At 71.1% G+C, this 20,323-nt stretch carries 22 protein-coding genes; 19 read left to right on the plus strand and 3 right to left on the minus strand.

From position 1 onward, the window contains the following. The first annotated feature begins 33 nt into the window (after positions 1–33). The 4 genes from ASF35_RS04450 (at position 34) to ASF35_RS04465 (ending at position 3,001) form a co-directional block, all read left to right on the plus strand. Complete coding sequence (locus ASF35_RS04450; protein ID WP_162239301.1) at positions 34–696, plus strand: cysteine hydrolase; 663 nt, start codon at positions 34–36, stop codon at positions 694–696. Next, on the plus strand, positions 693–1,808 hold the full coding sequence (locus tag ASF35_RS04455) for an amidohydrolase family protein (RefSeq protein WP_056556291.1): 1,116 nt from the start codon (positions 693–695) through the stop codon (positions 1,806–1,808). The genes ASF35_RS04450 and ASF35_RS04455 overlap by 4 nt, the downstream gene beginning before the upstream one ends. Then, positions 1,805–2,182, plus strand: a complete 378-nt coding sequence (locus ASF35_RS04460) for a metal-sulfur cluster assembly factor (protein WP_082480317.1) — start codon at positions 1,805–1,807, stop codon at positions 2,180–2,182. Before ASF35_RS04455 ends, ASF35_RS04460 begins: the two co-directional genes overlap by 4 nt. 69 nt (positions 2,183–2,251) lie before the next feature. Next, complete coding sequence (locus ASF35_RS04465; protein ID WP_055963403.1) at positions 2,252–3,001, plus strand: dienelactone hydrolase family protein; 750 nt, start codon at positions 2,252–2,254, stop codon at positions 2,999–3,001. Between the two features lie 17 nt (positions 3,002–3,018). On the opposite strand, the gene ASF35_RS04470 is transcribed toward ASF35_RS04465, so the two are convergent. Beyond that, complete coding sequence (locus tag ASF35_RS04470; protein WP_055963406.1) at positions 3,019–4,233, minus strand: acetyl-CoA C-acyltransferase; 1,215 nt, start codon at positions 4,231–4,233, stop codon at positions 3,019–3,021. Between the two features lie 134 nt (positions 4,234–4,367). Between ASF35_RS04470 and ASF35_RS04475 the strand changes: the two genes are divergently transcribed. The 13 genes from ASF35_RS04475 to ASF35_RS04535 all read left to right on the plus strand — a co-directional run bounded on the left by ASF35_RS04475 (position 4,368) and on the right by ASF35_RS04535 (position 17,000). After that, entirely contained in the window at positions 4,368–5,870 is a 1,503-nt protein-coding gene (locus tag ASF35_RS04475) for an AMP-binding protein (protein ID WP_200931719.1), read from the plus strand. After that, positions 5,867–6,676 (plus strand): SDR family oxidoreductase, encoded by an 810-nt coding sequence (locus ASF35_RS04480; protein ID WP_055963412.1) that lies wholly within the window; start codon positions 5,867–5,869, stop codon positions 6,674–6,676. The genes ASF35_RS04475 and ASF35_RS04480 overlap by 4 nt, the downstream gene beginning before the upstream one ends. Then, on the plus strand, positions 6,673–7,326 hold the full coding sequence (locus ASF35_RS04485; protein ID WP_055963415.1) for an HAD family phosphatase: 654 nt from the start codon (positions 6,673–6,675) through the stop codon (positions 7,324–7,326). Before ASF35_RS04480 ends, ASF35_RS04485 begins: the two co-directional genes overlap by 4 nt. 91 nt (positions 7,327–7,417) lie before the next feature. Beyond that, positions 7,418–8,392 (plus strand): sugar ABC transporter substrate-binding protein, encoded by a 975-nt coding sequence (locus ASF35_RS04490; RefSeq protein ID WP_055963419.1) that lies wholly within the window; start codon positions 7,418–7,420, stop codon positions 8,390–8,392. A 51-nt stretch (positions 8,393–8,443) separates the two neighbouring features. Beyond that, positions 8,444–10,000, plus strand: coding sequence for a sugar ABC transporter ATP-binding protein (locus ASF35_RS04495; RefSeq protein ID WP_082480314.1), 1,557 nt, complete (start codon positions 8,444–8,446; stop codon positions 9,998–10,000). Continuing rightward, a complete protein-coding gene (locus ASF35_RS04500) occupies positions 9,997–11,001 on the plus strand; it encodes an ABC transporter permease (RefSeq protein WP_055963422.1) in 1,005 nt (334 codons plus the stop codon). Before ASF35_RS04495 ends, ASF35_RS04500 begins: the two co-directional genes overlap by 4 nt. Positions 11,002–11,055: 54 nt before the next feature. Continuing rightward, positions 11,056–11,874 (plus strand): enoyl-CoA hydratase-related protein, encoded by an 819-nt coding sequence (locus ASF35_RS04505; RefSeq protein ID WP_055963425.1) that lies wholly within the window; start codon positions 11,056–11,058, stop codon positions 11,872–11,874. Next, positions 11,874–13,109, plus strand: coding sequence for an acyl-CoA dehydrogenase family protein (locus tag ASF35_RS04510; protein ID WP_055963428.1), 1,236 nt, complete (start codon positions 11,874–11,876; stop codon positions 13,107–13,109). The genes ASF35_RS04505 and ASF35_RS04510 overlap by 1 nt, the downstream gene beginning before the upstream one ends. Beyond that, complete coding sequence (locus ASF35_RS04515; protein WP_055963431.1) at positions 13,106–13,888, plus strand: SDR family oxidoreductase; 783 nt, start codon at positions 13,106–13,108, stop codon at positions 13,886–13,888. Before ASF35_RS04510 ends, ASF35_RS04515 begins: the two co-directional genes overlap by 4 nt. Before the next feature lie 3 nt (positions 13,889–13,891). Beyond that, the gene (locus ASF35_RS04520; protein WP_055963434.1) at positions 13,892–14,950 is read left to right on the plus strand and encodes a phosphotransferase family protein; all 1,059 of its coding nucleotides are present in this window, start codon (positions 13,892–13,894) and stop codon (positions 14,948–14,950) included. A 52-nt stretch (positions 14,951–15,002) separates the two neighbouring features. Next, a complete protein-coding gene (locus ASF35_RS04525; RefSeq protein WP_055963438.1) occupies positions 15,003–15,959 on the plus strand; it encodes a cyclase family protein in 957 nt (318 codons plus the stop codon). Continuing rightward, complete coding sequence (locus tag ASF35_RS04530; protein WP_055963441.1) at positions 15,956–16,264, plus strand: putative quinol monooxygenase; 309 nt, start codon at positions 15,956–15,958, stop codon at positions 16,262–16,264. Before ASF35_RS04525 ends, ASF35_RS04530 begins: the two co-directional genes overlap by 4 nt. A 67-nt stretch (positions 16,265–16,331) precedes the next feature. Continuing rightward, on the plus strand, positions 16,332–17,000 hold the full coding sequence (locus tag ASF35_RS04535) for a TetR/AcrR family transcriptional regulator (protein WP_055963443.1): 669 nt from the start codon (positions 16,332–16,334) through the stop codon (positions 16,998–17,000). Positions 17,001–17,014: 14 nt separating this feature from the next. Here the strand turns inward: ASF35_RS04535 and ASF35_RS04540 are convergent, their stop codons facing one another. Beyond that, positions 17,015–18,019, minus strand: a complete 1,005-nt coding sequence (locus ASF35_RS04540) for an NADP-dependent oxidoreductase (protein WP_200931195.1) — start codon at positions 18,017–18,019, stop codon at positions 17,015–17,017. A 2-nt stretch (positions 18,020–18,021) separates the two neighbouring features. Continuing rightward, positions 18,022–18,510 (minus strand): MaoC family dehydratase, encoded by a 489-nt coding sequence (locus ASF35_RS04545; RefSeq protein WP_055963446.1) that lies wholly within the window; start codon positions 18,508–18,510, stop codon positions 18,022–18,024. A 126-nt stretch (positions 18,511–18,636) separates the two neighbouring features. Here ASF35_RS04545 and ASF35_RS04550 point away from each other — a divergent pair, with 126 nt between their 5' ends. Further along, positions 18,637–19,452 carry an alpha/beta fold hydrolase gene (locus ASF35_RS04550; protein ID WP_055963449.1) on the plus strand — a complete coding sequence of 272 codons (816 nt, stop codon included), beginning with the start codon at positions 18,637–18,639 and terminating at the stop codon, positions 19,450–19,452. Then, on the plus strand, positions 19,449–20,237 hold the full coding sequence (locus tag ASF35_RS04555; protein WP_055963452.1) for an alpha/beta fold hydrolase: 789 nt from the start codon (positions 19,449–19,451) through the stop codon (positions 20,235–20,237). The genes ASF35_RS04550 and ASF35_RS04555 overlap by 4 nt, the downstream gene beginning before the upstream one ends. Positions 20,238–20,323: the final 86 nt, after the last annotated feature.

Below are 20,323 nucleotides of genomic sequence, written 5' to 3' on the forward strand. Positions count from 1 at the left end.
GGCGAGAGGGCGGGGACGGGCATGGTCGACGAGATGATCCATACGTATGCATCCGGCCTCGACGGCGCCGGCGGACGGGGCCTGGAGCTCGACCCCGCGAGCACGGCACTGCTCGTCGTCGACATGCAGAACGCCTTCTGCGACGAGGCCGGCAGCCTCGCCCGCAGCGGGCTCGACCACCGGCCGGCGGCCGCGGTGGTGCCGACGGTGGCGTCGCTGCTCGCCGCTGCCCGGAACGGTGGCGCGCACGTCGTGCACACCCGCTACTCGTTGCGGGCCGACCACGGCGACGCCGGGCTGCTCTTCGAGGTCGCGCCGGCGCTGCGCCTGCCCGGTGCTCTCGTCGGCGACGACTGGGACGCCGAGATCGTGCCCGCCCTCACCCCGTGGCCAGGAGAGCGCGTGGTGGACAAGACGCGGTACAGCGCGTTCTTCGGCACCGGCCTCGCGGAGGAGCTGCGTGCGCTCGACGTCGGGACCGTCGTGGTGTGCGGCGTGACCACCAACGTCTGCGTCGAGGGCACCGCCCGCGACGCCTTCGCCCACGACCTCCGGGTCGTCGTCGTGGCCGACGCGACGGCCGCGGTCGACGACGACCTGCACACGTCCTCCCTGCGCAGCATGGCGTACGGGATCGGCACCCTCTCGACCGCGGCGGCCACGGTCGCCGCCCTCACCGAAGGAGCACGACGATGACCAGTCCAGCACCCGAGAGTGCGACCCCGCCCGACGTGACCCCGCCCGGGGACCGGCCCTTCGTGGCCGACGCGGTCTGCCACCCCTACAACTTCGCGCCGGAGAACCAGCGCGGCTCCTACGGCAAAGCGTTCACCGACGTCATGTGGAGCTCGCACCCCATCATCAACCCGCCCGAGCACCAGCTGACCCGTGAGCAGTGGGAGCGCGACTGGGACATCGAGCAGTTCGTCGACACGATGTTCCTGGAGAGCGCCACGGACCTGGCCTGCGTGCACTCCCTGCCGATCTACGACGCGTACGTCGACGGCCTCTCCGCGATCGACAAGGGCGCAGAGCTGAAGCGGCGGTACCCGGAGCGGGTGCTCTGGTACGCGACAGCCGACCTGTTCCGGGGCGAGGAGGCGCTCGAGTCGATCGAGCACCAGGTCCGTGACCTCGGCGCCGACGGCATCAAGCTCTACCCGGCGCAGTACCTGCGTGGCCGGACGCGGTACTGGGAGATGTCGGACGACACCTTCGCCTATCCGGTCTTCGAGCTCGCCCAGGAGCTCGGGGTCAAGAACATCGCGGTGCACAAGGCGCTGCCCCTCGGGCCGGTCTCCACCGACGCGATGCGGGTCGACGACATCGGTCGCGCCGCCGCGCGGTTCCCGGACATCAACTTCCAGATCGTCCATGCCGGGTTCATGTTCATCGACGAGACGCGCATGCTGTTGATGAACCACCCGAACGTCTACGTGACGCTCGAGGCCTCGTTCGTCAGCGTGCTGCTCGATCCGGCGGCGTTCGGGCGGATCCTCGGCGCGTTCTTGTCAGAGGGCGGCCCGGACCGGATCCTCTACTCCTCGGCCGCGACCAACCCCCACCCGCGGTACCTGCTCGACGCGTTCGACCGGTTCGAGCTGCCGGACGACGTCCCGCACACCCTCGATCGTCGGACACGCGACCTGATTCTCGGGGGCAACCTCGCGCGGCTGCACGGCATCGACCCGGTCGAGCGACGCGCGAGCACCGCGGGGGACCGGTTTGCCACCGCTGTGGCCCGGGACGGGTACCGCGACCCCTGGAGCATCGTGCGCGCCGCCGACGCCGCCGAGGTCCCGGCATGAGTGCGGCAGGGAGCCGGCTCCCGGCGACCAGCGGGACCGCGGCAGACGCGGTGGCCGTCGCCCTGCGTGACGTGCCCGACCCCTGCATGGTGGCTGCCGGTGCCCCGACCTCGATCGTCGACCTGGGCCTGGTCGACGCCGTGGACGTCGTGGACGGCTGCGCACGCGTCGTCGTCACCCTGACCGAACCCGGCTGCCCGTTCACCCACCACATCATCGAAGAGGTCACCGAGGCGGCTCTGGCCATCGATGGTGTCTCGTCCGTCGAGGTGTCGCCCCGGTGGGCGCCGCTGTGGACCGAGGCGCGCGCGACGGCGGAGGGTCGCCGCACGCTCGATCTCGCCCGGGCCAGGATCGGGGGGCCGCGACCGTGACGCGGTGTCCTGAGGACGGCGCACTCGTCGGGTCTCGGTGCACGCACGGCGGCTGGCTAGGCTCGCAGCATGGCTGAGGCGCAGATCGAAGGTCCCGACGGTCCCATCGAGGCGTGGGTAGCCACGCCTGCCGTGGGGGAGGGGCCGTGGCCGGGAGTGCTCCTCGTGGTCGATGCGATCGGGCTGCGACCCCAGATCCATGTCATGGCCGACCGGTTCGCGTCGTGGGGCTACACGGTGCTCGCGCCGAACGTCTTCCACCACTTCGGCACGGCTGCGGAGACGTCGCCCGAGGGGGACCTGCGCGAGCCCGGGGCTCGCGAGGCGTTCTTCGAGCAGGCCATGCCGCGCGTCCACGCCCTCACGCCCGAGCTCTCACGGCCCGACACCGCCCTCTTCCTCGACGTGCTGCAGGCGCGCGACGACGTGGCCGACGGTCCGGTCGGGGTCGTCGGGTACTGCATGGGCGCCCGGATCGCCCTGCGTGCCGCAGGTGACCACCCCGGCCGCGTCTCCGTCGCCGCAGGCTTCCACGGCGGTGGGCTCGTCGACGACACCGAGGAGAGCCCGCACCTCTCCTTGCGCACCGCGCGTGCGACGGTGCTGCTGCGCCATGCCGACGACGACCCGTCGATGCCCTCCGAGCACCAGGAGTCGATCGCCGAGTTCGCTGCCGCATCCGGCGTCGTGCTCGACCAGGCCGTCTACCCTGGAGCGCCGCACGGCTTCACCATGGCCGACACGTCGATGTACGACGCGGTCGCGGCGCAGCGTCACGAGGACGAGCTCCGAGAGCACCTCGCCTCCGTCCTCGGCTGACCGTCGAGAGCGTCTCGTCAGCCGCCGACCTCGAAGAGGCCGGCTGCGCCCATCCCGCCGCCGACGCACATCGACACGACGACGTAGCGCGCACCGAGCCGACGGCCGGCGAGGAGCGCGTGGCCCACGCCGCGGGCACCCGTCATGCCGTAGGGGTGGCCGAGGGCGATCGCGCCACCGTCGACGTTCATCCGGGCGGGATCGATGCCGAGGACGTCCCGGCAGTGGACGGCCTGCGAGGCGAAGGCCTCGTTGAGCTCCCACACCCCGATGTCCTCCACGGCGAGGCTGTGCTGCTCGAGCAGCCGGGGGATCGCCGTCACCGGACCGACGCCCATCTCGTCCGGCTCGCAGCCGGTCACCGCGATGCCGACGTAGTAGCCGAGCGGAGCGATGCCGCGGGCCTCGGCGAGCTCGGCGTCCATCAGCACGTTGGCCGAGGCGCCGTCGCTCAGCTGCGAGGCGTTGCCGGCCGTCACGGTCGGGTGGGCCGTGACCTCGCCCGGCTCGAGCACGGTGCGCAGGCCGGCCAGGCCCTCGGCGGTCGTGCCGGCGCGCACGCCCTCGTCCGCGGAGACCGTCTGCTCGACCTCGCTCGTCTCTCCCGAGGTCTTGTCGAGCACGAGCGTCCGCACGGTGATGGGAGCGATCTCGTCGTCGAAGTGACCGGCCGCCTGCGCAGCCGCCGCGCGCTGCACCGACTGCAGCCCCATCTCGTCCTGGCGCTCACGACTCACGCCGTACCGCGCCGCCACGTTCTCGGCGGTGTGCAGCATCGGCATGTACAGGCCCGGCACGTGCTCACGCAGCCACGGGTCGCTGGCGCGGTGGGTGTTCATGTGCTCGTTCTGGACCAGGGAGATCGACTCGACCCCGCCGCCGACGGCGACCCGCTGGCCGTCGACGAGGATCTGCTTGGCGGCGATGGCCACGGCCATGAGACCGGACGAGCACTGCCGGTCGACGGTCGATCCCGGCACCGTCACGGGCAGCCCGGCGCGCAGGGCCGCCTGACGCGCGACGTTGAAGCCGGACGAGCCCTCGGGGAGGGCGCAGCCGAGGATCACGTCCTCGATCTCAGCGGGTGAGACGCCGGACCGCTCCACCGCGTGCGAGATCGCGTGGCCCGCCAGCTCGGCGGCCGGGGTGTTGTTGAAGGCGCCGCGGTACGCCTTCCCGATGGGGGTGCGGGCGGTCGAGACGATCGCGGCACGAGGGGCTGGACGGCTCACGGGAGCGCTCCTGGGTCGGTGGGGAGAGATTTTTCCGCAACCTACTTGAACCTGAACCCGGATTCAACTAGCGTCCGTCGCGTGAGTCAGGTCACACCGATCCCGACCGAGGAAAGTGGCAGCGCATGGTGAACGTGGCAGCAGACGTCTGGTCCATCGCGGATCGCGACCCCGAGCGGGTCGCCCTCCGTTCCCCGAGGGGAGGGCTCACGTACGGCGAGCTCAAGGAGGCCAGCGCCCGGTTCGCGGGCGCCGTCGTGGCGGCCGGGCTGCGACCGCTCGACCGCGTGGTGCTGATCGCCCCGAGCATCGTCGAGTTCCCCGTCGCCTACCTGGGACTGCACGCCGCGGGCATCAGCGTCATCACCATGAACACGATGGCGACGGGCCCGGAGATCGGCTACGTCCTCGACGACTCCGAGGCGTCGCTCGTCATCGCCTGGCACGAGTGCCAGGACGCCGCGTCCGCCGCCGCCTCCGAGCGCGGCATCGCGTTCTGGCGCCTCGACGAGGGCGCTCGTCTCGACGCCGAGCCGGTGCCCCAGGCGCACGAGCACGCGCCGGACGACACGGCGATCATCCTCTACACGTCGGGCACCACCGGCCGCCCCAAGGGCGTCGAGCTCACGGCGACGAACCTGGTCGACACCACCGCCTCGTTCATGCCCGTGCTCAACCTGACGCCCGACGACCGCTTCGGCACCGGTCTCCCGCTCTTCCACGTCTACGGCCAGGCCGTCGTGATGAACACGGTGCTGGTGCAGGGGGCGTCGCTCTCGCTGCTCGCGCCGTTCGAGCCGACGCAGATGCTGGAGATGGTGCGCCGCGACCGCCTCACCGTGCTCGCGGGCGTGCCGACGATGTGGAACGCGATGCTGCACGCCGCCACCGACGAGTTCGGCCCGTCCGACTTCGAGCAGCTGCGGCTCGCGACCTCGGGCGGCGCCTCGCTGCCCGCCGAGGTCATGCGCGCGTTCTTCGACCGGTTCGGCTGCACGATCCTCGAGGGCTACGGGCTCACCGAGTCCACGGGTGCCGCGACCTTCAACGACATCAACCGCCCCCAGAAGGCCGGGACGGTGGGACCCGCCCTGCCGGGGACCTCCATCGAGGTCCGCGCCGTCGACGGCGGCGTGCTCGAGGCCGGGGAGGTCGGCGAGGTCTTCCTGAAGGGGCCGACGATCATGAAGGGCTACCGGAACCGCCCCGACGCGACCGCTGCCGACCTGCGGGACGGCTGGCTCAAGACCGGTGACCTCGGGTCGCTCGACGACGACGGCTACCTCAGCATCGTCGACCGGGCGAAGGACCTGATCATCCGCGGCGGCTACAACGTGTACCCGCGCGAGGTCGAGGAGGTGCTCTACGAGCACCCCGACATCGTCGAGGTCGCCGTCGTCGGTGTCCCGGACGACCACTTCGGCGAGGAGGTGGCGGCCGTGGTCTCGTTGCGCCCCGGTGCGCGGCTCACCGGGGAGGAGCTGCGGGCCTGGGCCAAGGTCCAGCTGTCCGCCTACAAGGTGCCCCGGCTCTACCAGTTCGTCGAGGCCCTCCCGAAGGGCGCGACCGGCAAGATCCTCAAGCGGGAGATCGACCGGGACGCGATCCGGGTCGCTGCCGCGGAGGTGACCGCATGAAGGTCCAGGGGCGGGTCGCCGTCGTGACCGGCGGCGCCGGCGGCATCGGCGAGGCCCTGGCCCAGCGGCTGCTGGAGCACGGTGCGAGCGTGGTGGTCACCGACCTCGACGACGTGCGCGTGAAGGACGTCGTGGAACGGCTGGACGGCGTCGCACCGGGTCGCGTGGCGGGAGTCGCGGGGGACTGTGCCGACGACGGTGACATCCGCCGCGTCCTCGACCTCGCGGCCTCGCGCTTCGGCCCGGTCGACCTCTACGCCGCCAACGCCGGGGTGGGCCTCGGCCAGGGACTCGAGGCCACGGAGGCCGAGTGGGACACCTCGATCGACGTGAACGTCCGGTCCCACGTGCGGGCCGCCCGTCTGCTCGTCCCGGGCTGGCTCGAGCGGGGCGAGGGCTACTTCCTCAGCACCGCGTCGGCGGCCGGCCTGGTCACGCAGATCGGCTCGGCCACCTACTCCGTCACGAAGCACGCCGCGGTCGCGTTCTCGGAGTGGCTCTCGGTCACGTACGGGTCGCGGGGCGTCGCGGTGAGCTGCCTGTGCCCGATGGGGGTCAACACCGACATGCTCAACGGTGGCGCCGAGTCCGACGACGAGACCGCGCGCCGTGGCGCCAAGGCCGTCACGGAGGCGGGCGGGGTGCTGGAGCCGCTGGAGGTCGCCGACATCGTGCTCGAGGGCATCGACGCCGAGCGCTTCCTCATCCTCCCCCACCCCGAGGTGCTGGAGTACTTCCGGCGCAAGGGGTCGGACTACGACCGATGGATCGCCGGCATGCGGCGCTACCAGGAGTCGCTCGGATGAGCGCCCGGAGCGCTCGTCGCGCGGTGCTGTTCGACTTCGGCGGGGTGCTGACCTCGAGCGTCCTCGACGGGTTCGCCGCGTTCGGCCGCGACGAGTGCGGCGACGAGACACTTCCCATGCGCCTGTTCGCCGAGGACCCCACCGCCCGGCAGCTGCTGGTCGACCACGAGGAGGGGCGCCTCGGGCACGACCCGTTCGAGGCGGGACTCGCCGAGCGCCTTCGCGCCCAGGGGATCGAGGTCGAGACCGAGGGACTCATCGGTCGGATGCAGGCACGCCTGGTCCGCGACGAGGCGATGGTCGAGCTGGTCGCGTCGCTGCGGGAGGACGGTGTGCCGGTCGGTCTGGTGTCCAACTCGCTCGGACGCGACTGCTACGCGGGATTCGACCTGCCCGCGATGTTCGACGCCGTGACCATCTCGGGGCAGGAGGGCGTGCGCAAGCCGTCACGCCGCCTCTACGAGATCGGGTGCGAACGCCTCGGCGTCGCGCCCCACGAGGCCGTCATGGTCGACGACCTCGCCCAGAACATCGTCGCTGCCGAGCGTCTCGGGATGGCCGGCGTCGTGCACCTCGAGGCGGAGGAGACCGCGGCGCAGCTCTCGCAGCTGCTCGAGGTCGGGGCGAGGAGGACCTCCACCGTGCAGTGATCGGGGGATCGAGCAGCACCCCGGCGCGGCCGTCCGGTCGTTCCGACAGCACTGTCTGCCCACCCGGGCGGACCACCCTCAGGAGGAACCCATGAACGTTCGACGCTTCGGCATCGGTCTGGTCGTCACCGCGGCCCTGACCGTCACCGCTGCCTGTGGCAGCGGCGACTCGGGCGGGTCCGGCGACGGAGGCGACGACAGCTACTCGATCGGCATCGTCAAGTTCGCCTCCAGCGACCAGACGTCCGAGCAGGCCATCGCCTCCTTCCAGGCGTACGCGAAGAAGCAGGGCTGGGAGACCAGCGCGGTCGACCCGCAGGGTGCGGTCGACAAGGCCAACGGCGCGATGCAGGACTACGTCCAGAAGAAGGTCGACCTCATCGTCACGGCGGTCTTCGACAGCAACACCCTGACCGCCGGCGCCCAGGCGGCGAAGGCCGCAGGCATCCCGGTGGTCTCGATCTCCGGTGGCACGGCCGACGGCATCACCGCCAACCTCGACGCCGGCGTCTCCAACGGTGAGCCCGTCGCCAAGCAGCTCGTCGAGGACATGGGCGGCGCGGGCGACCTGCTCGTCCTGGGCTACAAGAGCGGCCTGCCGTGCATCGGCCGCGAGGAGGCGCTCGACACGGCGCTGAAGAGCACCGACATCGAGACCACGCGCAACGAGGTGCCGATCCCCGGCCAGGTCGAGGGCAGCACGCAGTTCACGCAGGCCTGGCTCGCCAAGCACCCGAAGGGCAGCGGCAAGCTCGCGGTCTGGGGATGCTTCGACGACCCGGCCCTCGGCGCGATCGCCGCGCTCAAGTCGGCCGGCCGTGACGACGTCCTCGTCTACGGCATCAACGGACAGCCGGGTGCCATCAACGCGATCAAGGCCGGCGACATGCGGGCCACCGTCTTCCTGCTGGCCGACCAGGCCGGCGAGGACTTCGCGAAGCTCGTCCCGGAGTTCGTGGAGGGCGGCGTGGACGCGGAGCCGCAGGAGGTTCCTCTCACCAACGTGCTGGTCACGACCGACACGATCGACGACTTCCTGGCCGAGTACCCCGACTCGACCAAGTAGTCCCGACCACGTCCTCCAGGGCCGGCGCCCTGGAACCCCAGAGGAGTGTGCATGAGCGAAGCAACAGCCCTCGACGACCGCGAGGTCGCCCCGGTGCCCGAGCCGACGTGCCTGGAGATGTCCGGCATCTCCAAGCAGTTCGGTGGGCACCAGGCCCTGGAGGACGTGTCCATCAGCCTGCGCCCCGGGCGGGTCCTCGCACTGTGCGGGGCCAACGGGGCCGGGAAGTCGACCCTCGTCAGGATCCTGGCCGGGGCGGAGTCGGCCGACGCCGGCACGATCCGCGTCCACGGCGAGCAGGTCTCGATCCACGCGCCGCAGGACGCGACGCGGCTCGGCCTGAGCTTCATCCACCAGGAGCTCAACCTGGTCCCGAAGTTCACGGCTCTGCAGAACATGGCGATGGGCGCGGACCACCACCGCTCCGGTGTCATCGACCAGCGCGGCCTGCGTCGCAAGGCCCTGGCCGTCCAGGAGCGCATCGGCTACCGCGTCCCGCTCGACACCAGGGTCGAGGACCTCGCCGTCTCCGACCGCTGGATGGTCTCGCTCGGCCGCTCGCTCATGCGGGACGCGACCATCGTCGCGATGGACGAGCCGACGGCGTCGTTCACCCAGGAGGAGGCCGAGCGGCTCTACGGCATCATCGACGAGCTCACGGCCGACGGCGTCGGGATCCTCTACATCTCGCACCGCCTGGAGGAGGTGCTGCAGGTCGCCGACGACGTGACGGTGCTGCGCAACGGCCGACTGGTCGGGAGCTTCGCCGCGGCCGACCTGGACGTCCCCGCGCTCACCCGCCACATCGTCGGTCGGGACGTGGAGGAGGTCACCCACCGCGAGACGGAGGGCGACCCCACGCAGGCTCCCGAGCTCCTGCGCGTGCAGGGCCTGACCCGCCTGCCGCGGGTGCACGACGTCGACCTGACCCTGCACCGGGGGGAGATCCTCGGCGTGGCCGGCCTCGTCGGGGCGGGTCGCACCGAGCTGGCGCGCATGCTCATCGGGGCGGACCCGGTCGGCTCCGGCTCGATGACGCTCGACGGACGCCCGTACGCACCGCGCTCGCCCTTCGAGGCGATCCGTGCCGGTGTCGCACTCGTGCCCGAGGAGCGTCGTTCCCAGGGCCTGATCCTGCGCAACTCCGTCAGCTCCAACCTCAACATGGCCTCGTTGCGCGACCCCGAGAAGCGGCTGGGCACGTTCAGCCCGCGCAGGGCGGCGCGCATCGCCCGCGACGCGGTGTCCCGGTTCGGCGTCAAGGCCGGCTCCGTCCACGAGAAGGTCGGTGAGCTCAGCGGCGGGAACCAGCAGAAGATCGTCGTCGGAAAGAACGTGCTCGCCGGCCCACGACTGCTGATCCTGGACGAGCCCACCGTCGGCGTCGACGTCGGCGCCCGCAGCGAGATCTACGACATCATCCGGGCGCTCGCCGCCGAGGGGACCTCGATCCTCATGATCTCCAGCGACTTCGAGGAGCTCGCCATCTGCGACCGCGTCGTCGTGATGCGCGAAGGAACCATCACCGCCACGGTGCCCGCCGCCCGGGCCACGAAGGACCGTCTCACCTCGCTCTGCTTCGGCTCGACAGAACAGGACCTCGCATGACCGTCACCGCGCTCGACCCCACGGCCGTCGTCGCCACCCCCTCCACCAGCACACGCGTGTGGAAGTGGTTCGGCCGCTACGGCGCCCTCCTCGTCCTCGCCGTCCTGGTCGTCAGCACGAGCATCCTCGAGCCCGACACCTTCGCGACCTGGGACAACTTCATCAACATCCTGAACCAGAGCGCCCTGTCGGCGATCATCGCGATGGGGCTGACGTTCGCGCTGGTCACGGGCGAGTTCGACCTCAGCATCGGCAACGTCGCGAGCCTGTCCGGCGTCATCTGCCTCTCGGCGATGGTCGACCAGGAGATCGGGGTCGTCGCCGCGCTCGTGCTGGCCGTCGTGATCGGTGCAGTGGTCGGACTCGCGAACGGCCTGGTGGTCACGCTGCTGAACGTGAACGCGCTCGTCGCGACCCTCGGCATCGGCACGGTCGCGGTCGGCATCAACTACGCCGTCGCCGGTGGCACGCCGGTGGGCCTGCCGGACCCGGCCGGCTTCATCCAGCTGACGCTCGGCCGCTTCCTGGGGATCCCGTACCCGGTGTTCATGATGCTCGGCCTCGCCGCCGTGCTGTGGTTCATCCTCAACCGCACCGTGCTCGGGCAGTCGATGCAAGCGGTCGGCGGCAACGCCGTGGCCGCCCAGCTCTCGGGCATCCGCGTCGACCGGGTGCGTGTCTTCGCCTTCGTCATCTGTGGCATCTGTGCCGCCCTCACCGGCATCCTGCTGGCGTCGCGCACCGGCAGCGCGGCGGTCTCCGGCGGAGACAGCTACCTGCTCGCCGCGTTCGCCGCAGCCTTCTTCGGGTCCGCGGTCCTGCGCGACGGCGAGTTCCACGTCATCGGCACGCTGATCGGCGTCGTCACGGTCTCGGTGGGCTTCAACGCCATCGCCCTCGTCGGGCTCGAGACCTACTGGCAGTACCTGTTCCAGGGTCTGCTCCTGATCCTCGGTGTCGGGGTCGGCTCGCTGGCTCGCCGCCGAGCCTCGATGGCCTAGCGTGGGCAGGACCAATTTAATGAAGTTGAACTCAGATTCATGTAAGGTCGAGTCATGACGACGACGTCCCCGGAGGAGACGAGGTCCGAGCCGACCGTGCTCTCCGAGCGACGCGGTGCGGTGCTCGTCCTCACCCTCCACCGGCCCGAGCGGCTCAACGCCTGGACCAACGCCATGGAGGACGAGTACTTCGCCGCGCTGCTGGCGGCCGACGAGGATCCCGACGTGCGCGCGGTGGTGGTCACCGGTGCAGGCCGAGGCTTCTGCGCCGGCGCCGACATGGGCGACCTGGCGGGCGCGGCGGACGCCACCGACGCCGAGATCGACCGCCCGCTCCCGCGGCACCTGCCGCTCACGCTCCGCAAGCCGCTCGTGGCCGCGGTCAACGGGGCCGCGGCCGGCCTCGGCATGGTCGAGACGCTCTACTGCGACGTGCGCTTCGCCTCGCCCGACGCGGTGTTCCTCACGGCCTTCTCGCGTCGCGGTCTCGTGGCCGAGTACGGCATGGCCTGGCTGCTGCAGCGGCTCGTCGGGCCCGGACGCGCGGCGGACCTGCTGCTCTCCGGGCGACGCGTCGACGGGGACGAGGCGCACCGCATCGGGCTCGTCGAGCACCTCGTGCCCGCCGACGAGCTGCTCGAGCGGGCCGTCGCCTACGCCGCCGACCTCACGACGTCCTGCTCCCCGTGGTCGATGGCCACGATCAAGTCCCAGCTGCTCCTCGACGCCGAGCGCAGCTTCGCCGAGTCGGTGCAGGCCGCCGACGTCCTGATGCGCGAGTCCTTCCGGGGCTCCGACATCGCCGAGGGCGTCGCGAGCTTCGCCGAACGGCGCCCGCCGGTGTTCGCACCGCTACCTCGCAAGGAGATCTGATGGAGTTCGCACCGAGCCAGAGGTCCGTGGAGTACCAGGAGAAGCTCCTGGAGTTCATGGACGGCTACGTCTACCCCGCCGAGTCCGTCTACGCCGCCCAGATGGCGGAGTCGGGCAACGCCAACTTCCACCCGCCCATCCTCGAGGAGCTCAAGACCGAGGCCAGGAAGCGTGGTCTGTGGAACCTCTTCCACCCGCACGAGCGCGAGGACTGGGGAGCCCCCGGCCTGAGCAACCTCGACTACGCGCCGCTCGCCGAGATCACCGGGCGCAGCCCCTACATCGCCCCCGAGGCGATCAACTGCAACGCTCCCGACACGGGCAACATGGAGGTGCTCGAGCTCTTCGGCACCGACGAGCACAAGGAGAAGTGGCTCAAGCCGCTCCTCGCCGGTGAGATCAACTCGGCCTTCTGCATGACCGAGCCGGAGGTCGCGAGCTCGGACGCCACCAACGTCCAGCTGCGCATGGACGCCGACGGCGACGAGTACGTGCTCAACGGCCGCAAGTGGTTCGCCTCCAACGCGCTGCACGCCAACTGCAAGGTCCTGATCGTCATGGGCAAGACCGACGTCGAGGCCGCGAAGCACCGCCAGCAGTCGATGATGGTGGTCCCGCTCGACACCCCCGGCATCACGATCGTCCGAGGGCTCCCGGTCTTCGGCTACATGGACCGCGAGGGTCACGCGGAGATCCTGTTCGAGGACGTCCGGGTGCCCAAGACCGCCCTGCTCGCCGGCGAGGGTGACGGCTTCATGATCAGCCAGGCCCGCCTGGGACCCGGTCGCATCCACCACTGCATGCGGTCGATCGGCATGGCCGAGCGCGCCCTGGACCTGATGATCGAGCGCGCGCAGAACCGGGTCACGTTCGGCGAGCCCGTGGCCAACCGGTCCAACATCCAGGACTGGATCGCCGAGGCGCGCATCGACATCGAGATGATCCGTCTGCTCACGTTCAAGACCGCGTGGCTCATGGACACGGTCGGCAACCAGAAGGCGCGCACCGAGATCGCGGCGATCAAGGTGGCCGCTCCGGCCGTCGCGCTCAAGATCATCGACCGCGCGATCCAGGTGCACGGCGGTGGCGGCATCACCGACGACTTCCCGCTCGCCAGCTTCTACGCCCACCAGCGCACGCTGCGTCTGGCCGACGGACCGGACGAGGTGCACAAGCGCACCATCGCCCAGGTCGAGCTGCGCCGGATCAACGCCGACTGGAACAAGAAGAGGTGAGCGAGCCGCTCGCGGGTCGCACCGCGATCGTCACGGGCGCCTCGCGCGGCATCGGCCTCGCGGCCGCGGCGGCGCTGCACGAGGCAGGCGCCAACGTGGTGCTCACGGCGCGGACGGAGGAGGCGGCCCGTGCGGCCGCCGACTCCGTCGGCCCGCGGGCGCTCGGGATCGGGGCCCACGCGACCGACGAGGACCTCGCCCGTGCGTGCGTGGAGCGGACGATGGAGGCGTTCGGCAGTGTCGACGTGCTGGTCAACAACGCCGGCACCAACCCGGCCTACGGCCCGGTGCTCGCCCAGGACCACGGCCGCTTCGCCAAGACGCTCGACGTGAACCTGTGGGCGCCGATCCTGTGGTCACGCCTCGTGGTCGACGCCTGGATGGGCGAGCACGGCGGCTCGATCGTGAACACGGCCTCGATCGGCGGCCTGTCGGTCGGGCCCGACCTCGGGATCTACCACGTGTCGAAGGCCGCCCTCATCCACCTGACGAAGCAGCTGGCGATCGAGCTCGCACCGTCGATCCGGGTCAACGCCGTCGCGCCGGGTGTCGTGCGGACGAAGCTGGCCGAGGCGCTGTGGAAGGAGCACGAGGGAGCCGTGGTGGAGCGGACGCCGCTCGCCCGGATCGGCGAGCCCGACGACGTCGGGGCGGCCGTGCTGTTCCTCGCATCGTCCGCGTCGTCCTGGATCACCGGCGAGACGCTCGTCATCGACGGCGGCCAGATGATCGGGTCCGGTGCGGCGGCCGACGCCCTCGCGGCGCGGGTCGAGGGCTGAGTCGTGCCCGGGACCGCGACCGACGTCGCGCTCGACCTGGACGTGCTCGCCGCGCTGCTGCGTGCCGACGGCCACGAGGTGCAGGGAGGCCTCGTGGCCGACCGTGTGGGTCGCGGCCAGTCGAACCTGACCTACCTCGTGCGCGACGAGCACGACGCTCGTTGGATCGTCCGTCGTCCGCCACGGGGCGAGCTGCTCGCCTCGGCGCACGACGTGCTGCGCGAGCACCGGATCCTCGCGGCGCTCTCGGACACCGGCGTGCCCGTGCCGCAGGTCCTGGGACGCTACGTGGACGACGCCCTCGCCGAGACCCCGGTGGTGGTCATGGAGCACGTCGACGGGCTCGTCGTCGACCGCGACGAGGTGGCGGAGGGGCTCGGCCTCTCGCTGCGGGCCGCGATCGGACCGTCGCTCGCACGCACGCTCGCGGCGGTGCACGAGGTCGACGTCGACGAGGTGGGGCTGGGTGACCTCGCGAGCCGCTCGCCGTACGCCGCCCGCCAGCTCAAGCGGTGGTCCCGGCAGTGGGAGGCCTCGCGCACGCGTGACCTGCCCCGGCTCGACGCCATGACCGAGCTCCTGCGCCGGCGCGTGCCGGAGCAGTCCACGCACGGTGGGCGCGACGTCGCCCTCGTGCACGGTGACTTCCACCTGCGCAACGTCATCGTCGACCCCGAGCTGGGCGACGTGCGTGCCGTGCTCGACTGGGAGCTCAGCACCCTCGGCGACCCGCTCGCCGACATCGGCAGCCTGCTCGCCTACTGGCCGGAGGCCTCCGACGGTGCGACCCACGCGTTCGCCGCGTCGGCGCTGCCGGGCTTCTCCTCGCGCGAGCAGATCGCCAGGACCTACCTGGAGGCCTCGGGCCGCGAGCGGTCCGACCTCGACTACTGGCACGCCCTCGGTCTCTGGAAGATCGCCGTCATCGCCGAGGGCGTGATGCGGCGGGCCCTGGACGAGCCGAGCAACGCCGCCGACGGAGGCCCACCCGTGCCGGAGGCCATCGACCAGCTGGTCGAGCGCGCCTGGGTCGTCGTCGAGACCGCCGGTCTCGACCGCTGACCAGCCCATCCATCATCCGACGCCACCCGATCCACGACCGAAGGAGCACGACATGACCGAGACCCCCTACGTGGGCGACTTCCTGAAGGACTCCCCGAGGAACTGGGGCAAGTGGGGGCCCGACGACGAGGTGGGCTCGTTGAACTACCTCACGAGTGCGGAGGTGTTCCGCGGCGTCGCCGAGGTCCGGTCGGGCGAGGTCTTCACGCTGCAGGTGCGGATGGGCGATCCGTCCGGCGACCCGGTGTGGCCGGGCCGCGAGAGCATCCAGCGCACGAACGTGATGGACGAGGGCTTCTTCCAGCGGGGCGAGGGCGTGGAGACGCCCGGCGGAGCGCACTACTCCGACGACGTCGCGACGCTCTACCTGCAGGCGTCCACGCAGTACGACTCCCTCGGCCACGTCTGGTACGACGGCCAGATCTGGAACGGCTACGACGCCGCCACCACCGACGGCGCGATGGAGAAGGCGTCGGTCCTGCCCATCGCCGAGCGTGGTGTGGTCGGGCGCGGCGTGCTGATCGACGTCGCGCGCCACCGGGGCAAGGCGGCGCTCGACAAGGGAGAGACCTTCACCCACGAGGACCTGCTGGAGATCGCTGCCGCGCAGGGCTGCACGATCGAGAAGCACGACATCCTGGTCGTCCGCACCGGCTTCGTCGGGTCCTTCTACCGGCAGAGCGCCGAGGAGTTCTACGACGGCTTCCTCGAGCCGGGACTCACCTACAGCCCCGAGCTCGTCGAGTGGTTCCAGGCGATGGAGATCCCGAACCTCGTCACGGACACGATCGCGAACGAGGTGACGCTGGAGCCCTTGAGCGGTGTCACGCTGCCGCTGCACAGCGCCCTCATGCGCAACCTGGGCGTCGCGTTCACGGAGATCGCGTGGCTGGAGGACCTCGCCGCCGCCTGTGCCGCGGACGAGCGCTGGACGTTCCTCTACACGGCGGCACCGCTCAAGGTCGTCGGTGGCACGGGCGCCCCCGTGAACCCGGTGGTCGTGCGATGAGCGCGTTCGACGTGGTCGCGACGATCCAGGCGCAGGAGGGGCGCGGTGACGAGCTCGCGGAGATTCTCCAGGCGTCGCTCGCGACGGTCCGTGGCGAGGAAGGATGCCTGCGCTACGACCTGCACCGGGTGCGACGCCGACCGGACGAGCTCGTCATGCTCGAGCGGTGGTCCTCGGTCGAGGCGCTCAAGGCGCACGGAGCGGCCGAGCACTTCCAGGAGACCTCGGCCAGGCTGGCGCCCCTGCTCGCCGCGGCACCGGTGGTCCGGGTGCTGGAGGCGGTCGACGTCGCGGACCCCTCATGAGCCCCGAGGGGCTCCGGACCGGCAACACCGGTTTGCACCGCCACGCCGTCGCCAGTAGAACAGCACCATGAGCGAGCAGCCCGCGGCGAGGAAGGACGTGGTCCCGGCCCTGGCGGACACCTCCGGCCTGAAGGAGCCCCCGACCACCCGCCGCGGCCTGCGCACGCGGGCGGCTCTCGTGGCGTCCGCGCGGACGGTGTTCGAGCGCGACGGCTTCCTCGCCTCGAGGCTCACGGACATCACCGCCGAGGCCAGCTGCTCGACGGGGACGTTCTACACGTACTTCAACAGCAAGGAAGAGATCTTCCTTGCGGTGATGGAGGCGGCACGCGACGAGATGCTCCACCCGGGCATGCCCCACGTCGAGGAGGCCGACGACCCCGTCGCGGTCATCGAGGCGAGCAACCGCGCCTACTTCGAGACCTACAAGCGCAACGGTCGGTTGATGCGCCTGCAGGAGCAGGTCGCCACGATCGACGACGACTTCCGTCGGCGCCGGCTCGAGCGCGGTGAGGCGTTCGCGCGCCGCAACGCCAAGAGCATCCAGAAGCTCCAGGAGGACGGGCGGGTCGACGCCACGCTCGATCCGATGATGACGTCGCGGGCGCTCTCGGGCATGGTCAGCCGGCTGGCGTACTCGAGCTTCGCGCTGGGGGAGAACTGGTCGGTAGACGACCTCGTCGAGACCTCGACGCGGTTGTGGGCCAACGCGCTCGGGCTCACCACCGAGCGCTGAGTCAGAACGCTGGGTCAGAGCGCCAGCACGAGCTTGCCCGTGTTCGCGCCGCTGAACAGCATCAGCAGGGTGTCGCCGAACGCGTCGATCCCCCCGCTCACGACGTGCTCGCGGGCGATCAGCGAGCCGTCGGCGATCATCGCGCCGATGCCGTCGACCGCCTCGCCGTACCGGTCCTCGTAGTCGAAGACCAGGAAGCCGGCCATCGACGCGCGGTTCACCAGGAGCGACATGTAGTGCGCCGGTCCGGGGGCGGGCTCGGTCGCGTTGTACGTCGAGATCGCGCCGCAGATCGCGACGCGTGCGCCGAGTCGCAGGGTGCGGAGCGCAGCGTCGAGGACCACGCCGCCGACGTTGTCGAAGTAGACGTCGATCCCGTCGGGCGCGGCCTGACGCAGGGCGCGGTGCACCGCGCCCTCGCGGTGGTCGACGGCGGCGTCGAAGCCGAGCTCGTCGGTGAGCCACGCGCACTTCTCGGGACCGCCGGCGATGCCGACCACGCGACAGCCGCGGGCCTTCGCGAGCTGGCCGACGACGGAGCCGACCGCGCCGGCCGCACCCGAGACCACGACCGTCTCGCCCGGCTGGGCTCGAGCGACGTCGAAGAGGCCGAACCACGCCGTCATGCCCGGCATGCCGAGCGCACCGAGCCAGGTCGGGGCCGGGGCCACGGCGAGGTCGACCTTGGTGAGGTCGGCCCCCGCGACCACCGCGTGGTCGGTCGCGCCGATCGTGCCCATCACGGTGTCGCCCGGCTCGAGGCCCTCGGCACGGGAGGTGACGACGGTGCCGATGCCGAAGGCGCGCATGACCTCGCCGATCCCGACGGGTGGGACGTACGACCGGACGTCGTTCAACCAGCCGCGCATGGCCGGGTCGAGCGACAGGTGGGTCACGGCGACGTGCACCTCACCGTCGGCGGGGTCGTCGAGCCGGTCGTCCGACACGTCCCAGGTGGACGCGTCGGGCAGGCCGACGGGGCGCGCGGCGAGGTGGACCCTGCGGGCGGCGATCGGCACGCTCAGTCCTCCGTCGGGTACTCGGTGAACTGACCGATGGACTGCGCGACGCAGATCGGCTTGTCGGACCCCTCGCGCTCGAAGGTCTGCACCGTGACGATGCGCGCGGCTCCGTTCCCGACGTCGTCGACCGAGACGATCTCGGCGTGCATGCGGATGCGCGAGTCGACGGGGTTGGGAGCGGGGAAGCGGACCTTCTCGTACCCGTAGTTGAGGCTGTGGGCGAAGCCGTCGAAGGCCATGAGGTCCTCCATGAACCGTGGACCCATCGACAGGCTGTAGAGGCCGTGCGCGATGGTCGACCCGAACGCGCTCTCCTTCGCACGCTCCGGGTCGACGTGGATCCACTGGTGGTCACCGGTGAGGTCGGCGAAGGCGTCGATCCGGTCCTGCGTGACGTCGTGCCACGCGGTGGGGCCTAGGCGTGTCCCGACGAGGTCGACCAGGTCTTGGATGGTCGTGGGTCGGATGGGGGCGGTGGTCTCGGTCATGACGTCCTCCGGAGGGGGCCAGCGTGATGGGGATCACGGTATGCACCGAAACGTACTTGAACCCGAAACCGGGTTCAAGTAGCGTGCAGGTAGCGTGACCGCCATCACACCCCCCAGGAGTCCGACATGGCCATGATCGACGTCAACGGCACCACCCTGCGCTACGAGGACGAGGGACCTCGCGACGCGCACGCCGTGGTCATGAGCCCGTCCATGTTCTTCGACGTCCGCATGTTCCGGCACCAGGCCGAGGCGCTCGGCGACCGCTACCGGGTCGTGCGGTACGACCACCGCGGCCAGGGGGAGAGCGCGCGCGACGTGCGCGAGAACCTCGACATGGACACGCTGTCCGAGGACGCGGCCGCCCTCATCGAGGCGCTCGACCTCGGGCGGGTGACCTTCGTCGGCAACTCGATGGGCGGCTTCGTCGGGCTCCGCCTCGCGGCTCGCCGGCCCGACCTCCTGGCCTCCGCGGTGCTGATGGGCACGTCGGCCGACGTCGAGGAGCAGGCGGACGACATGGACGCCCTCGTGGACGTGCTGGCCGAGCAGGGCATCGAGCCCGTCCTCGACGGCGTCCTCCAGTTCATGATGGGGGACACGACGCTGACCGACCCGTCGCGCGCCGACGTGCTCGCCGAGGTCACCGCACTGCTGCGGAGCCGCACGCCCGAGTACGCCGACGCGGCCTGGCACATCGCCCACCGCAAGCCGGTGCTCGACGAGCTCGGCGGCATCGCCGTCCCGGTCGTGGTCGTCGCGGGCACCGAGGACCACACCTACCCGCCGCCGAAGTCGCAGCAGATCGTCGACCTGACCCCCGGGGCGACCCTCGTGACCATGGAGCGCACGGGTCACGTGCACGCGCTGGAGAACCCGGGTGAGGTGACCGAGCTGCTCGAGCGGCACCTCGCGTCGCTCGACACGGCGGTCTCGTCGTGAGCGCGGCGCTGCACGTCGTCGACTCCGGCGAGACCGACCTGCCGGTCGTGCTCTGCCTGCACTCGCTGTTCCTCGACCACACGATGTTCGACGCCTTCGCCGAGGCGGTGCAGGGTCGCCTCAGGGTCGTGCGGCCGGACTTCAGGGGCCAAGGTTCCAGTCCGGCCGCCGACGACACGGTGACGATGGAGCAGTGCGCCGACGACGTCCTGGACGTGGTCGACGCGCTCGGCCTGACCCGCGTCCACGTCGTCGCGCAGTCGATGGGCGGCGACGTCGCCGTCCGGGTCGCGGCACGACGTCCGGGTCTGGTCGACCGTCTGGTCATGCTGGGGTCCTCGGTGCGCGCGGAACCTCCGGAGCAGCTCGAGGCCTTCCGTCCGATCGCCGACGAGGTCGAGCGGTCGGGCTTCCAGGGCGACCTGCTCGAGATGATCATGCAGATCATGCTGGGCGAGTCCTGTCGCAGCGACCCGGGGAGAGCAGCACTCGTCGCGGAGTCGCGGGCCGCGTTCGCGGCACTCCCGCCGACCCTCGTGCACGCGGTGCGCGGCGTGGTCGAGCGCCGCAGTGCCGTGGACCTGCTCCCTGCCGTGACGGCCACGACGCTCGTCGTCAGCGGGGGTGAGGACGTGGCGCGCCCGCCGGCCTGGTCCCAGGAGGTCGTCGACGGCGTGCAGCACGGCGAGCTGTGGAGCCTGCCCGACGTGGGCCACAGCGTCATCCTCGAGCGGCCGGCGCTCGTGATCCCGCGGGTCGTGGACTTCCTGACCGATCCGGCCTGACCCCCCGACCCCTGCCGTCGGCGTGACGCCGGACGGCCCGACCCCAGACCGACACACCCCCCAACCCGACCACGACAACCAGGAGC

The organism is Aeromicrobium sp. Leaf291 (assembly GCF_001423365.1).
In the GTDB taxonomy this organism is placed as follows: domain Bacteria; phylum Actinomycetota; class Actinomycetes; order Propionibacteriales; family Nocardioidaceae; genus Aeromicrobium.

Coding starts and splice junctions, on each gene's coding strand:
- ASF35_RS04450 (WP_162239301.1), top strand. CDS start 34: ATGATCCATACGTATGCATCCGGCCTCGACGGCGCCGGCGGACGGGGC.
- ASF35_RS04455 (WP_056556291.1), top strand. CDS start 693: ATGACCAGTCCAGCACCCGAGAGTGCGACCCCGCCCGACGTGACCCCG.
- ASF35_RS04460 (WP_082480317.1), top strand. CDS start 1,805: ATGAGTGCGGCAGGGAGCCGGCTCCCGGCGACCAGCGGGACCGCGGCA.
- ASF35_RS04465 (WP_055963403.1), top strand. CDS start 2,252: ATGGCTGAGGCGCAGATCGAAGGTCCCGACGGTCCCATCGAGGCGTGG.
- ASF35_RS04480 (WP_055963412.1), top strand. CDS start 5,867: ATGAAGGTCCAGGGGCGGGTCGCCGTCGTGACCGGCGGCGCCGGCGGC.
- ASF35_RS04485 (WP_055963415.1), top strand. CDS start 6,673: ATGAGCGCCCGGAGCGCTCGTCGCGCGGTGCTGTTCGACTTCGGCGGG.
- ASF35_RS04490 (WP_055963419.1), top strand. CDS start 7,418: ATGAACGTTCGACGCTTCGGCATCGGTCTGGTCGTCACCGCGGCCCTG.
- ASF35_RS04495 (WP_082480314.1), top strand. CDS start 8,444: ATGAGCGAAGCAACAGCCCTCGACGACCGCGAGGTCGCCCCGGTGCCC.
- ASF35_RS04500 (WP_055963422.1), top strand. CDS start 9,997: ATGACCGTCACCGCGCTCGACCCCACGGCCGTCGTCGCCACCCCCTCC.
- ASF35_RS04505 (WP_055963425.1), top strand. CDS start 11,056: ATGACGACGACGTCCCCGGAGGAGACGAGGTCCGAGCCGACCGTGCTC.
- ASF35_RS04510 (WP_055963428.1), top strand. CDS start 11,874: ATGGAGTTCGCACCGAGCCAGAGGTCCGTGGAGTACCAGGAGAAGCTC.
- ASF35_RS04525 (WP_055963438.1), top strand. CDS start 15,003: ATGACCGAGACCCCCTACGTGGGCGACTTCCTGAAGGACTCCCCGAGG.
- ASF35_RS04530 (WP_055963441.1), top strand. CDS start 15,956: ATGAGCGCGTTCGACGTGGTCGCGACGATCCAGGCGCAGGAGGGGCGC.
- ASF35_RS04535 (WP_055963443.1), top strand. CDS start 16,332: ATGAGCGAGCAGCCCGCGGCGAGGAAGGACGTGGTCCCGGCCCTGGCG.
- ASF35_RS04545 (WP_055963446.1), bottom strand. CDS start 18,510: ATGACCGAGACCACCGCCCCCATCCGACCCACGACCATCCAAGACCTG.
- ASF35_RS04550 (WP_055963449.1), top strand. CDS start 18,637: ATGGCCATGATCGACGTCAACGGCACCACCCTGCGCTACGAGGACGAG.